Genomic DNA, 15,014 nt, shown 5'->3' on the forward strand with positions numbered 1-15,014 from the left:
TCATTAAAATAGGCTGTTGACTCATGCAGTTTCTGCATTTGTCAACAGCCTGAAAGAAGAGTTGACTTTATTGTCAACTCTTCTTTCTTATGCTACGTGCTTATCACAATGACATTCACCAGTTTTGCAGTTTCCACATTCGCAATCTTCTTTTGCATTATGGCAGCCACAAGCGCAACCTTCTTTACACTCGCATGCTCCTTTAACACAATTTCCACATTTGCAATCTTCTACCGCATCATGACAATGACAGTGGTGTTCACATTCACATCTACTCATCTTAATCGCCTCCGTTTTTATTCTATACTTAAATTTTATTATGTTTTATATTACAAGTCAATAGATTCTCGTCTTAAGTAATTATTCCGATTTGCACCGCTGTAAATCGGAATGAAATCGTTTATTAGTTAAATAATAAAAGATAGAATTATGGTATTTATGCTAATTCCTCTAAATCTGAATTTTCAAAGATTTATAGTTATTATACACTTGCGTCTATAAGTTTTCTTATAAACTTTTTTTATCTAGGACTTTTGAGTCAGCGCCAATTTTTAAGTTTCATTATATATTTTTTATTTAATAATTATATAAAATTCGTATACTCTATTAAAACTTCTTCACCCTAAAATATATTTATGATATAATTATATCGAAATATAGGTGTTACCACTTAACAAGTCCTACTTATATTATTTATATACATTGTTTTTTCATAAAGGGAGGGATATTATATGAAATATAACAAATACTTAATCATCACTTTTCTTATTTTCATCGTGCTATTAACTGCATTTTTTTATACAAAAAATGCCCTCTATTTCTACTCAACTATTCCGATATGTATCTACGTTAGCTTTGTAAGATATTATCAAGAAAAAAATAAGTTATTAATAAAAACTAATAAAATCTTGAATCTTTTAAAATATGAGAATATTTTTTACACTACAGCAATGATAATAGTATACTTAACACCCTTTGTTAATTTTATCAATAAAATTAACATACTAGAATACTACTATGTTCCATATATAACTTTTGTGATTTTTCTTTTATTATATGCGATAATTCATTTTAAACGTACTCTGCTTATAAGAAAAGAACTACGAAATAACAATTCTAAATAGCAAAAAAAGAAATCAGCTCACTATCGAACTGATTTCTTAACTTTTTTTACACTAAAATATTTATTAAATGACTCTTCTATGTCTCTTACAGCAACGACACTTAATAATAAGACCGCCAAAATGAATATTCCTAGTATTAAAAACGATGGGTTTTCTATATAGTTTATATATGTTACAAATGGTAAACTTGAATAAAATCCTATCGTTAGACTCTTTACTATTATAGCAATAACTAATGTACAAAGAATCATAATTAAAAATAAATTTAACGATAAAGCCGCTAAACATCCAAAGAATGTTGCAACTCCCTTACCACCTTTAAACTTAAATATAATAGGTTTTATATGCCCAAGTAATACTAGTACAATACATATATATATAATCTTAGGTTCCACATTCAATATCTTAAGTAGAATAACTACAAAGAATCCCTTAAAGAAATCTACTGCTAAAACAAATAAAAATGATCTAGGTCCTAGAACGCGCCCAGCATTTCTCGCTCCAACATTTCCTGATCCTTTATTAGTAAATTCTTCTTTATAAATTTTTTCTAATAATTTACCACCCATTACATTTCCGATTAAGTAAGCCAAAACTGCATAAATTATAATCGTAATCATAACTTTTCTCCTCTCCTTAATTTAATTTTTATCATTCTAATCCCTTCACTTAGAAACATTAAACACCCTATAGAAAATGGAACGACATAATATGATAATCTATAAATTATAATCGTTGCACCTACAATTTCTGGGTTTATTCCTAAGTTTTTAAGCCCTATAAGTACTAATGTATCAAAAGTACCTAATCCTCCTGGGATCATAGTTAGTAATCCTACTATTGAAGCTACTATTATAACTCCCATTATTTGCAATTCCTTATCAGCTACTAAATCTCCTGTATAAAAATAAAGAATCATAAGAATAATAAGGGCTGCAAATACCCATTCTAAAAAAGAAATTATCGTCAATTTTACACTTAAATATCTATCAGTTCTAATTCTCGGCTTTCTTAAATTAAAGAATAGATATAAAGGTAAAAAGAGTGACATTAGTATTAAAGCATAGTAAAAAATTTTATTATCAGCATATAACGCTTGCCCTGGAAACACATTAAACACTACAAAAATTGACAATAAACTAATACCTGAAAGCATAGAGACTAAAATCATCCCTATCGCAGCAACCAAGGTTTTCCCGTTTTTCGTATAAGGTTTATACATATAATATCTAAGTCCAGCTCCAATAAAACCTCCGAAACCTAGAACCATATTTAATGTGTTAGTCATAAAACTAATTTTAAAAATACGCAATGAAGACATATTTTTTGTTAAATTAATGGCTTTAAGGACAAAGTAATCGTAAAGACACAAAATACTTATCCCCAATAAACCAAATATTAAAATTAATAAAAATCTCATCTCTCCTATAGCCAGAGTAAGATGATGTATTTTTTTAAAATCTAAACTAACAATCTCTTTTTTAAAATAGGAAAAAATTAAATAAAATATCAATAATCCCAAACCTATTTGAATTAAATTTTTCAAATAAGTAAAAGATTTTTTTTCGGTAATATTTTTCATTTTTCTTTTCCTTAAATAATATTTATCTACTTTATCTTAACATTTTATAACGCTTTTTTCAATACAATTAATTATTTAAAATTCTATCTATTAAATATATTATTGATCATGGATATAATAAATATTACAGCAAAGAAAAGCAGATGCTCTTCTTTGCTGATTTTTATAATTAATTTTAAAGTTTTTTAATTAATTCTGTAGTTAAAATAGATGAGTTTACTGCTGCTATTTGTAAAAATTCATCAAAGGTAACACGTGTTCCTTCTTCTGCCTTATCACTTACACTACGGCAAACGATAAATTTTGTCCCAAACTGATAACAAGTTTGAGCAATCGCTGCTGCTTCCATTTCAACTACTTGCATGTTAGGAAAATTTTTCATTATTCCTTTTTTTAATTCTTTATTAGAGATAAATGAATCTGATGTACCTACTAAACCAAAATGAATATTGTGATTCGGTAAATTGATTTCAGATGCTAGTTTTTGTAATTTTTCATCACTCTTGTATGCCGCTGGCATTTGCGGCACTTGACCAATTTCATATCCAAACTCTGTCGCATCAACATCAAAATGTCTTACTTCAGTTGCAACAATCATATCTCCAATTTCCATATCACCTTGCAATGCACCACATGTACCTATATTAATGACATACTCCGGTTTGTAGTGATCTAAAAGTAAAGTTGTAGCAATAGCAGCATTAACTTTACCAGGTAAACTTAACATTAGAACAATATCACGTTCTTCATATTTACCTTCATAAAATCTTACATGTGCTATTTTTTTCTCTTGTAGATTCTCTATCTTTTCTTTTATTATAGCCACTTCTTCTGGCATCGCACCTATTAATGCTATCATAATATTACTCTACCGCTAAAATTTTGATGTCCATTGAATCTTCTGGTCCTGTAGGTAATGATACTTTCGCAATATCTCCTACTTCTTTTCCTAATAAAGCTTGAGCTACAGGAGATTCATTTGAAATTTTATATTCAAATGGATTAGCTTCTGCACTACCTACAATTTTGTAAGTTTCAGTTAAACCATCTGGTAGTTCTTGATAAGTTACAGTATTACCAAGACGAATTGAAGTTGACTTTTCATCTAATTCGATGATAACAGCATAACGAATCATTTGTTCCATTTCTAGAATTTTACGTTCGATATGACCTTGCTCATCTTTTGCTGCATCGTATTCAGAGTTCTCAGATAAGTCCCCAAAACTACGTGCAATTTTAATTTTTTCAATTACTTCTGGACGTTTTACTTTTTTATAATGTTCTAATTCTTCTACAAGTTTGTCATAACCTTCTTGGGTCATTTGATATTCTAATTTTTCTTCTAAAGCCATAGTGGTACTCCTTTTTTTAGTCTACTCTATATTATATCGTTTTTTTTACTATTTTGCTAGTAGCGATTTGATTTTTGTTATTAAAATGTCAATCGCTATATCATTATATCCGCCATCAGGAACAATAATATCAGCATATTGTTTAGTTGGTTTAATATATTTCTCGTGCATAGGTCTAACCGACACTAAATATTGATTAATAACAGATTCTACAGTTCTTCCACGTTCATTAATATCACGTAATAAGCGTCTTAAAATACGAAGATCACTCGGTGTATCAACATAAATTTTAATATCCATTAATTCACGTAGTTTTTCTGAATAAAGACCAAACATACCTTCGATAATAATTACATCTTTAGGTTCTTGGTGTTTTTGTTCTTTGCTACGAGTATGATTTACATAATCGTATACTGGAAGTTCAACAGCTCTTCCTTCGATTAATTCTAATAGATGATTGTACAGTAACTCATTATCAAATGCATTAGGGTGATCATAATTTGTCTTAACTCTCTCATCCATCGTCATATGACTTTGATCTTTATAATAATAATCTTGTTCAATTAATGCAACCTTATCTTGAGTTAACTCATCTATAATTCTTTTAGTAACAGTAGTTTTACCACTACCGCTTCCTCCTACAATACCGATAATTTTTGGTCTATCTGTAGCCATTAGCGTCCCATTTCCTTTCGCATCATATTGCTTTTAAATACTCTAGAGTCCAATTTTGTTCTAATAATTTGAAGTGGATGTCTTGCTGCATCTAATAATTCTCCATCTTCATCATAAATTTCACCGATAACTTGTCTAAATGTATCAATTTCTGGTCCAAAGAATTCAACTTCTTGACCTGTTTTAAAGAAGTTACGTTGTTGAATTGTTGCAATTTGAGTTTCTTCATCGTAGTGAAGTACTTGTCCAACAAAATCATAATTTGTTTTCTTACCACCTTCATTTCCAAACATTTGTTCAGTATACTTAGGTATTTCGTAGAAAAATGACATCGCAGTATCACGATTAGCACATTTATATAGTTCTAATTTATATTCTGGTGTCATCTTGAAATTGTCTGGATCTGCACAGTAATCATCAATCAACTTTCTGTACACACTCGCAACAGTCGCAACATAGTGAATTGATTTCATACGACCTTCAACTTTTAATGAATCAATACCTAATTCAATAATTTCTGGTACAGCTTCGATTAAAGTTAAATCTTTAGGGCTCATTGCGTAAGGATTTGTACCTTCATCGAATAATTTAGTATCTTCATCAGTTCCTTCTTCATAAAGATCATAGTTCCAACGACATGATTGACAACAACCTCCACGATTACTATCACGCGCCGTCATATAGTTACTTAAAGTACAACGTCCAGAATATGCTATACACATTGCCCCGTGTACAAACATCTCAATCTCAACATCTGTTTTTTCACGAATTTCTTTTATTTCTTCATATCCTGTTTCACGTGCTAATACAACACGGTGTACTCCTTCACTTTCCCAATATCTAACTTCTTTATAGTTTGAGATAGATTGCTGAGTACTAATATGTACTTCTACATTGGGAGCAACAGCTTTACATCTTTCAATAATATATGGATCTGCAACGATGATTCCTCTTACCCCTGCATCTTGCAGTGCCATTAAGAATTCATCTAATCCTTCAAAGTTTTCGTCATGCGCAATAATATTCGCTGTTACATAAATATCAGCTCCATATTTTGCTGCAAACTCACAACCTTCTTTGATTTCTTCAATTGTAAAATTGTCTGCGTTACTACGAAGTCCAAACTCCTGTCCACCTAAGAACACAGCATCTGCTCCGTAATGAATAGCTATTTTTAATTTTTCTAAATTACCTGCTGGAAGCAGTAATTCCGGTTTTTTCGTTATTATTCTCTTGCCGTCTTTAATTTCTGAAATATTTGGTATTGCCATAAGTTTAGGTCACATTCAAGTATGACCCATCCTCCTTGTCTTTTTTATTAGGTTTTATATAGGAAACCTTGTCCTCTTTTCAAAATTTAAAATATGATTAGTACATAGTTTTCTTGTAGAAAAATCCTAGGTCTACTTCTCTATATTTCGGTTTAATTCTCTCTATATCATTATAGAAATCTTGTTTTTCATCTTCATATGCATCTTTATCTTCATAATAAAGATCTATAGCATCACGATAAATCGTTACTACTTCTGTAATATAATCTTCATCTTTTAAAACACCCTCAATTTTGAATGCAGATACTCCTGCTTCAATTAGACGATCTAACTCTTCAATTGCACAGATGTCATTTGCACTCATAATGTGCGTTCCATTAGAATCTTCGAAAATTGGGTAACGTTCATTTCTATCTTGACTATATAGGAATAGTTTCTTAGAATTACTATATTCTTCGATATATTTCTCTTTATCGCTATACATGAAGTAATTATCAACTAATTTTCTTACTGATTGGAACATGCAAAGCATCCCTTGCACTTGAACTTCAATCTCATAGTCACTTTTTCCAGTGATTTCAAGAATCTCATCAATAGTTAATTCTTTTGAAAGACATGTTCTATAAGCTCCACGTTTCCCCCAGTAATTACAAGAGAATGAATTCGTTGCTAATGTATGTGGATCCCATTGAAGTTTAAAATCAAGATTTTCTTCTCTTAAGATAGTAATGATTGTTGGTTCTCCATATATTAACGCATCTACATTTAACGTTGATAGATAATGTAAATAATCAACTAAGTCATCGATATGCTCATTATGAAAAATAGCATTCACACTCACATAAGCTTTTTTTCCCGCTTGGTGAATAATCTCAATAGCTTTTTTTAATTCATCTCTTTTAAATTCACCAGCAAGACGTAATCCATATTTTTCTTCACCAATTACGAAACTATCAGCTCCAACATTTATAAGTTCATAAATATGATCTATACTTTTCGGTGTTACAACTAATTCTACTGTCATTTTTTATCCTTTCTTAATAAAATCTACTAACTTAATAGCTTTATAATTTTATTTTCTTGTTGTTATAGTTATTCCATCTCCAAATGGCAATATTACACTCTCATAGTTTTCATGTTTTAATAACCATTCATTATAATTATTAATTTTTCTAGAAAGTTGTTTTAAATCTCTACTGTGTTTTATAATACTTGGATCTGCAACCATTCCTTTAAATAGCACATTATCCGTAATAACTACAACATCTTCAGCAAAATATGGTTCATATAATTCAAAAAACTTTCTACTTTGACTTTTAGCTCCATCAATGAATACTACATCGTATGGGGCATTTATCACTACTTCATCTTGAAGTTCTAATGCATCAGCATGAAGCAATGTTATTTTATCAGTAAGATTTCTCTTTTCAATGTTGTTTTTTGCTTCGCTATACATCTTATCATCACGCTCAATAGTAGTAACATTACATCCTATTTTTTCCGCCAATTTGATAGAAGTATACCCAATAGCCGTCCCAATTTCTAACAAATTCTTAGCTTTCTTTATTTTCAGCATTTGAATTAAAAATCTTATTCCGATCTTATCGATAATTGGAACTCTATTCTCTTCAGCGAATTTTTCTAACTCTAAATAAAATTCATCAAAATCTTCTAACAAATCTATAACATATAAATCATCTTTTGATTCTATCGCAACCATGTTTACCTCCATATATACATCATTATATATTACCATATAAATTGGTATAAATGCAATTATAAAGAATAAAAGAGATTGACCAAAGTCAACCTCTTTATTAAAATCTTATTTTTCTAAAGCTTGAACAGCTGTAATTAATGAAAGTTTATATACATCTTCTGCATTACATCCACGAGATAGGTCATTCACAGGAGCGTTTAATCCTTGTAAGATTGGTCCTACAGCTTCAAATCCACCTAAACGTTGTGCAATTTTGTATCCAATATTACCAGCTTCTAGGCTCGGGAACACAAATACATTAGCATCTCCTTGTACTTTTGAATTAGGAGCTTTTAATTTAGCAACTGAAGGTACAACTGCAGCATCGAATTGTAATTCACCTTCTACCGCTAATTCAGGTGCATTTTGTTTAACTAATTTAGTAGCTTCTGCCACTTTTGTAGTATCTTCAGTAACAGCTGAACCTAAAGTAGAGAAACTTAACATTGCTACTTTTGGATCAACGTTAAAGCTTTTAGCTGTTCTTGCACTTTCAATTGCGATTTCAGCTAAACCTTCTGCATCTAATGTTGGGTTAATCGCACAGTCAGCAAATACATAACGTTTGTCTTCTTTACTCATAATGAATGCACCACTTGTACGTTTTGTACCTGGTTTAGTTTTTATTATTTGTAACGCTGGACGAACAGTATCTCCAGTAGAGTGAATTGCTCCAGATACTAATCCTTCAACTTCACCTGTATATACTAACATAGTTCCGAAGTAGTTAACATCTTTTAATAATTCACGAGCTTTTTCTTCAGTTACTTTTCCTGCACGACGCTCTACAAACTTAGCAACTAATTCTTCTAATTTTTCGTAGTTTTCGTGATCAATAACTTCCAAGTTAGAAGCATCTAAAGATAACCCTTTAGCAATCTCTTCTACTTTTTCTTTTTTTCCAACTAACACAGGTTGAACATAACTAGTAGCGCCTAATTTAACAGCCGCTTCTAATACACGCTCATCATATGCTTCTGGAAGTACGATACGTACATTTTTCCCTTCTAATTTTTGTTGAAGTTCTACAAATAAATCATTTGCCATCTTCATTTCCTCCTAATTGTATATAATATCTTTAATATGTCTTATCGGCTTTAAACTTAAAGCATCGAATAAACTTCCCTTACCAAGAATAGTGTAGCCTATTAATAATCCTATATAAAATATAATAATTATCAAGGCTATATTTCGCAAATATCTTAATAATTTATCACTTAATTTCATAATAAATTCCTACTCATCAATTCTTTGAATATCTGCACCTAGTTTTCTCATTTTTTCTTCAATGTCTACATATCCTCTATCAATATGATAAATATCAATAACTTTAGTAGTTCCTGTAGCCATTAATCCTGCGATAACTAACGCTGCTCCTGAACGTAAATCTGTAGCTCTTACAGTAGTTCCTTCTAAATGAGGTAACCCTTCTATTAGTGAACTTCTTCCTTCTATTCTGATTTTCGCATTCATTCTACGTAGTTCTTCAACATGCATAAACCTATTTTCAAAAACAGTTTCAGTAATTGTGCTTGTACCATCAGCTAATAGTGTCAATACACACATAATAGATTGCATATCCGTTAAAAATCCTGGGTGTGGTAAAGTCTTGACATCTACAGGTCTTAAACTCTCAAGTTTATTACTTACTCGCATCGATGTTTCATCCACAACCTCGATTTCAACTCCCATTTCTCGCATCTTACTTACTAAAGCGACATTATCTTTATACGGAGCTCCTTTAACAAGAACATCTCCTTTAGTTGCAGCTGCTGCAATCATATATGTAGCCGCTTCTACACGGTCAGGCATTACAGTATATTCTGTACCTACTAACTTTTCAACACCTTCTATAACTAAAACAGAAGTTCCTTTCCCTTCAATCTTAGCTCCCATTTTAATTAAGAAGTTAATCATGTCTTCGATTTCTGGTTCTTGTGCAGCATTAACAATTGTTGTTTTTCCTTTTGCTAGACAACTGGCCATAATAACATTTTGTGTTCCACCTACACTTGGGAAGTCAAAGAAGATTGTTGATCCTTCTAATTCTTTTTCTGCTCGGGCTTCTACGAATCCTGCATCCTGAATAATTGTAGCACCTAAGGCTTCAAATCCTTTTAAATGTTGATCAATCGGTCTACTTCCAATAGAGCATCCACCTGGCATTGCTACCTTCGCACTTCCTTCACGAGCTAGCATAGGACCTAAAACTAAAAATGATGCTCTCATTTTACTAACAAATTCAAATGATGCCTCTGTTAATAATGGATTTCTTGCGTCCATTTCCAATGTGTTTTCATCTGGTCTATAATCAATTTTTACACCTAGACTTTCAAATAATAATCCTATTGTTTTAATATCTGATAACTTAGGAACATTATAAAATTTACTTGTACCCTCTGTTGCCAATAAACCTGCAGCTAAAATTGGTAAAGCTGCATTCTTCGCACCAGAAACTTGTACTTCTCCTATTAAAGGCGTTCCACCTTTAACGACTATCTTTTCCAAGTTGTTTCCTCCATCTCTATATTTACATTTTATATCACATATAATACTACCACAAATTAAAAAATAAATAAAGTTCGAATAATTATTTTAATATTTAATTTATAAAAAGTATAATTTAAGTTATCAAATAATAAAAAACTAATTTTAATAAATCATATACTATATTCTTATTCTAAAACATATTTACTGTTAAAATTTTAATACATCTTAAATTCTTTTTAAAAATATATTTTTCAAAAATGAAATTTATTGTTTTATTACATTATAATTGATTCTTTTATTATTTGTTTTGTATGATATACTATTACAATTCATCAAAGAATGATAATTGAGCTTTTTCAGGCAAACCTTTTAATGTCCCCATCTCTCTCAAATACTCTACCACAGTTGATGATACACTTCCTCGTTTTGAAAAATCCTCAATAGATAAGAAAGGTTTTTCTTCTCTCGCCTGAACTATTTTGTTCGCTACGTTATCACCTAGACCAGGAACAATAGAAAACGGTGGAATTAAAGTATTTCCTTCAATGATATAGTCATGACTTGCTGATTTTTTTATATCTACTTTTGAAAAAGTGAAACCTCGCTCCATCATCTCATTAGCAATTTCATAGCTTACAAGAGCATCTTTATCTTTATTCGATAATTCATTTTTATCTGTAGTTTTTATTTCTTTAATTTTTGCTTTAAGTGTTTCTGCTCCCTTAACAACCGTAATAATGTCAAAATCACTCGCTCTTACTGAGTAATAAGCACAATAATATGTAAGTGGTTGATGTACCTTAAACCACGCTATTCTGAGCGCCATAAGTACATAGGCGCATGCATGGGCTTTCGGGAACATATATTTAATTTTTTTACATGAATCAATGTACCAAGCTGGAACATTATTATCAACCATAGCTTTTTCGAAGTCTTCTGATAAACCTTTACCTTTCCTTACACTTTCCATTATTTTGAAAGACAATCCTTCTTCAAGACCTGCATGAATTAGATATACCATAATATCATCACGACATCCAATTACATCCTTAAGTTCACAAGTACCATTTTTGATTAATTCTTGAGCATTACCTAACCAAACATCTGTACCATGAGATAATCCTGATATTTGAACTAATTCTGAATATGTAGTCGGCTTCGTGTCATCTAGCATCTGAATAACAAAGTTTGTTCCAAATTCAGGAATACCAAATGTTCCACTAGCTGAATCTACTTGTTCTCTTGTTACTCCGAGTGCTTCTACCGTTGAGAAAATACCCATTACTTCAGGATCAGATACATCTATTGTTTTAGGATCGATGCCAGATAAATCTTGAAGTTTTCTTATCATAGTTGGATCATCGTGTCCAAGTATATCAAATTTTAAAATATTATCATGAATAGAATGGAAATCAAAGTGAGTTGTTCTCCATGGACTCGTTTCATCATCCGCCGGGAATTGGTACGGTGTAAAGTCAAAAATATCCATATCATTTGGAACGACTAGTATCCCTCCAGGGTGTTGACCAGTAGTTCTCTTAGAGCCTTCACATCCTGCTGCTATTCTCTCTATATCAATACTTCTTTTTTCTACTTCATTTTTCTCATAATAATCTCTAGTAAATGAATAAGCTGTTTTTTCTGCTACTGTCGAAATAGTTCCGGCACGGTATACGTAATCCTCACCAAAAATTTCTTTCGTAAAGTTATGTGCCGTAGCTTGATATTCTCCAGAGAAGTTTAAATCTATATCGGGTACTTTATCTCCATTAAATCCTAAGAATGTTTCGAACGGAATATCCTGACCGTCCTTTGTCATCTTAATATCACAATGCGGACAATTTTTATTTGGAAGGTCAAATCCGGAAGCATATTCAGCATTTAAGAAAAATTCACTATGTTTACATTTTGGACAAACATAATGCGGAGCTAATGGGTTAACCTCTGTAATCTCCATCATTGTCGCAACTAATGATGAACCAACAGACCCCCTTGATCCTACAAGATATCCATCATCAAGTGATTTCTTAACTAGCTTATGTGAAATTAAATATACTACACTGAATCCATTACCGATAATAGAGGCCAGTTCTTTTTCTAATCTCTTCTCTACAATCTCCGGTAGCTGTTCTCCATATATTTTATGAGCCATATCATAACTAAGATTACGAACCTCATCAGCTGCACCTTCAATATTTGGCGTATACAGCTTATCTTTTAACGGTACAACTAATTCTATCATATCATTGATTTTATGAGTATTATCAATAACTATTTCTTCTCTTAGTTGTTCATCTAAATAAGAGAATTCTTTTAACATTTCTTCAGTTGTCAAGAATGTTGCCATTGGTTTTAAATCACGAGCACCAGGATTACTTTTCACCGTTAGTCTTAATATTTGTCGATAGACATGTTGATATTCATCTAGATAATAACAATCTCCTGTTGCTACAACAATTTTTTCTTTTTTCTTAGCTAATTGTATTAATTTTTTCAGAATTTCTTCTAATTCCGATGTATTTGCTATTCTCTCATTCTTTATAAAACTCTCATAGTGATTATTAGGTTGAATTTCAATATAATCATAAAAATCGATTATATCTTCTACCTTAGCTTCTTTTGAATTTAGCAATTCTTCAAATACTTCATTATCACTATTACCACTACCAATCAGTAAATCTTGTCGGTATTGTTCTAATAAACTACGTGGAATAGTTGGTTTGGCAGCATTTAAGTACTTAGTACAACTATAAGAAACAAGTCTAAATAAATCTTTAAGACCTTTTGCATTCTTCACTAAAATTGAGCATGGAAAAGCTCTTGAACGCTTATGCGCAAGCTCCAAATCAATCTTTCGATCTATTTCATTATGGCATTCAATACCAAGTTCATATAATTGATCTAACATTTTAACAAAAATTTCTGCAGTAGCTTTTGTATCGTAAATAGCTCTGTGGTGCTGTACTAAACGAACTTTGTATAATTTAGCTAAATTGCTAAGACCATGCCTTTTAGCCTCTTTATTTTCAGCACGAGAAACAAATAGCGTATCTATACTTGCATTATTTTTATTTTCCAATCCCAAACGCTCAAAGCATGTATCTAAGAAACCAAGGTCAAACTTTGCATTATGGGCTACCAATATGTCATCTTTATCTAACCAATTATAAAAATTAGTCATAACCTCTTTTTCTAAAGGAGCATTTCTAACATCATCATTAGTAATACTAGTAATTTTGGTAATTAATTCTGAAATAGGTCTTTGCGGATTAATATAACTTTCAAAACTATCTATCTCAGTTCCATTTTTTACCTTAACAGCCGCAATCTCTATTAGTCTGTCACGTTCAGCAGAAAGACCAGTAGTTTCAACGTCAAAAACAACATAAGTTGCATCTTTTAATTTAAGCTCTTTTGGATTTGTTGTAGCTGTAATACTATCATCCATAATAAAAGCATTTAATCCATATATTGGTTTGATTTCCTTGCCTTTTGAACTTAAGCAAATTTCTGGATACGCCTGAACTCCATAAGTATCAGTAAACGCAATTGCTTCGTGTCCCCAATCAATAGCACGAGCTAAATATTCTTTCGCAGAAGAAATACCTTCTAGCTGACTCATTTTTGTATGAGTATTTAACTCTATTCTTTTTTTACCACTATAATTATCTTTTTTCTCTTCTTTTTGCGCTACTTCAACAGATTTAGGCTCGATGATTGTATCTCTTAAATATGGATCATTACTCACAGTTCCATGGATTTTAAGCCATTGCCCTTTTTTAATCCCTTTTACTAAATCTATAAGCTCATTTTTACGTTTATTTTGGAATTTAGAATTTGGATTGTTACCAAATAGCCTTAAAATGATAGAATCACTATAATCTGTAAGTTTTAATCGGTATTGACTTGAACCATTTCTGTGTACAATTTCTTCCGTGCCAAAAACTTGCGCCATTATTGTTACATCACCAGAATATCCTACAACATCCTTTATCTCTACGATATCTTCATCACGTATTTCTTGGCCATAGCGACTTACCCCGCCTCCACCGAAGGCAGCAAATTTTTTCTCAGGTTCTTTTGGTTTCCTTTCCGCTTCTTTTTTCTCTATTTCTTCTAATTTTACTATTTCCTGAGAAATCTTTTCCTCCTGACTTTCTAATACCGCTTCAACATCTGTTTTAGAGAAATTAGGAACTATATCTTTAATAGTAATTCCAAGGTTTGAATAACTACTAATAATTTGTTGTTTTCTTTCATTAATAAAATTATTCCAAATAGATGGAGCCATTATCTTCATTGTTAATACACTATTATTAACACCAATTTCACTAAACAAAATACTTTCTAGTAACACCTGAGATATTTCTGAGAAATTCTCCAGTATTATATATTTCCAAAATTCTTTAATTTGTTCATCAGTTACTTCATTGCTTACTTTTAAGCGATAATTAACGATATAGTCTCCTAAAAAACTCTCTCTTATTTTTTGAATAAGTAATGTAAGTTCATCTACTGATGGTAAATTTTCTCCACTAAAATTAAACGTCCATATTTTGTTTTTATTATCTTTTTCTATATTATCTAATGAAAAATTTATAAATTCCGAATTGGCTAATTGTTCTTCTAATTCTAATGTTTTAACTAATAAAGAAAAATGTTTATTACTCATGCTTCCTCCTATTTTTATCTCTGTATTTGGCAAATTATCCTTTTGACTAGACCCTTTCACCATAATCATAAGGTGCTTTCCTTATCTTA

General features: G+C 31.0%; 13 protein-coding genes. All 13 read right to left on the bottom strand.

Translation table 11 applies throughout. The features are described from left to right. Nucleotides 1-87: 87 nt before the first annotated feature. The 13 genes from RWS90_RS04120 to RWS90_RS04180 all read right to left on the bottom strand — a co-directional run bounded on the left by RWS90_RS04120 (nt 88) and on the right by RWS90_RS04180 (nt 14,925). Nucleotides 88-279: a hypothetical protein gene (locus tag RWS90_RS04120; RefSeq protein ID WP_314548886.1), complete on the bottom strand. Its 192-nt coding sequence runs from the start codon at nt 277-279 to the stop codon at nt 88-90. A gap of 865 nt (nt 280-1,144) precedes the next feature. Next, the gene (locus tag RWS90_RS04125) at nt 1,145-1,744 is read right to left on the bottom strand and encodes a glycerol-3-phosphate acyltransferase (RefSeq protein WP_314548889.1); all 600 of its coding nucleotides are present in this window, start codon (nt 1,742-1,744) and stop codon (nt 1,145-1,147) included. Continuing rightward, the gene (locus RWS90_RS04130) at nt 1,741-2,706 is read right to left on the bottom strand and encodes a lysylphosphatidylglycerol synthase domain-containing protein (protein WP_314548891.1); all 966 of its coding nucleotides are present in this window, start codon (nt 2,704-2,706) and stop codon (nt 1,741-1,743) included. The genes RWS90_RS04125 and RWS90_RS04130 overlap by 4 nt, the downstream gene beginning before the upstream one ends. A 175-nt stretch (nt 2,707-2,881) precedes the next feature. Further along, nucleotides 2,882-3,565 (bottom strand): 5'-methylthioadenosine/S-adenosylhomocysteine nucleosidase, encoded by a 684-nt coding sequence (gene mtnN / locus RWS90_RS04135; RefSeq protein ID WP_314548893.1) that lies wholly within the window; start codon nt 3,563-3,565, stop codon nt 2,882-2,884. Between the two features lie 4 nt (nt 3,566-3,569). Next, nucleotides 3,570-4,058: a transcription elongation factor GreA gene (gene greA / locus RWS90_RS04140; protein ID WP_314548895.1), complete on the bottom strand. Its 489-nt coding sequence runs from the start codon at nt 4,056-4,058 to the stop codon at nt 3,570-3,572. 48 nt (nt 4,059-4,106) lie between these two features. Further along, nucleotides 4,107-4,733 carry a uridine kinase gene (udk, locus tag RWS90_RS04145; RefSeq protein WP_314406868.1) on the bottom strand — a complete coding sequence of 209 codons (627 nt, stop codon included), beginning with the start codon at nt 4,731-4,733 and terminating at the stop codon, nt 4,107-4,109. After that, complete coding sequence (locus tag RWS90_RS04150; RefSeq protein WP_314548896.1) at nt 4,733-6,004, bottom strand: U32 family peptidase; 1,272 nt, start codon at nt 6,002-6,004, stop codon at nt 4,733-4,735. The genes udk and RWS90_RS04150 overlap by 1 nt, the downstream gene beginning before the upstream one ends. A gap of 97 nt (nt 6,005-6,101) precedes the next feature. Beyond that, nucleotides 6,102-7,028, bottom strand: coding sequence for a peptidase U32 family protein (locus RWS90_RS04155; RefSeq protein ID WP_314548898.1), 927 nt, complete (start codon nt 7,026-7,028; stop codon nt 6,102-6,104). A 48-nt stretch (nt 7,029-7,076) separates the two neighbouring features. After that, the gene (locus RWS90_RS04160) at nt 7,077-7,724 is read right to left on the bottom strand and encodes an O-methyltransferase (RefSeq protein ID WP_314548900.1); all 648 of its coding nucleotides are present in this window, start codon (nt 7,722-7,724) and stop codon (nt 7,077-7,079) included. A 105-nt stretch (nt 7,725-7,829) separates the two neighbouring features. Further along, complete coding sequence (pta, locus tag RWS90_RS04165) at nt 7,830-8,810, bottom strand: phosphate acetyltransferase (RefSeq protein WP_314548903.1); 981 nt, start codon at nt 8,808-8,810, stop codon at nt 7,830-7,832. 12 nt (nt 8,811-8,822) lie between these two features. Next, nucleotides 8,823-8,990 carry a DNA-directed RNA polymerase subunit beta gene (locus tag RWS90_RS04170; RefSeq protein ID WP_314086715.1) on the bottom strand — a complete coding sequence of 56 codons (168 nt, stop codon included), beginning with the start codon at nt 8,988-8,990 and terminating at the stop codon, nt 8,823-8,825. 9 nt (nt 8,991-8,999) lie between these two features. Beyond that, nucleotides 9,000-10,271: a UDP-N-acetylglucosamine 1-carboxyvinyltransferase gene (murA, locus tag RWS90_RS04175; RefSeq protein WP_314548904.1), complete on the bottom strand. Its 1,272-nt coding sequence runs from the start codon at nt 10,269-10,271 to the stop codon at nt 9,000-9,002. A gap of 304 nt (nt 10,272-10,575) precedes the next feature. Then, the gene (locus RWS90_RS04180) at nt 10,576-14,925 is read right to left on the bottom strand and encodes a PolC-type DNA polymerase III (RefSeq protein WP_314548905.1); all 4,350 of its coding nucleotides are present in this window, start codon (nt 14,923-14,925) and stop codon (nt 10,576-10,578) included. Between the last annotated feature and the right edge of the window lie 89 nt (nt 14,926-15,014).

It is taken from the genome of uncultured Gemella sp. (assembly GCF_963529685.1).
GTDB lineage: Bacteria > Bacillota > Bacilli > Staphylococcales > Gemellaceae > Gemella.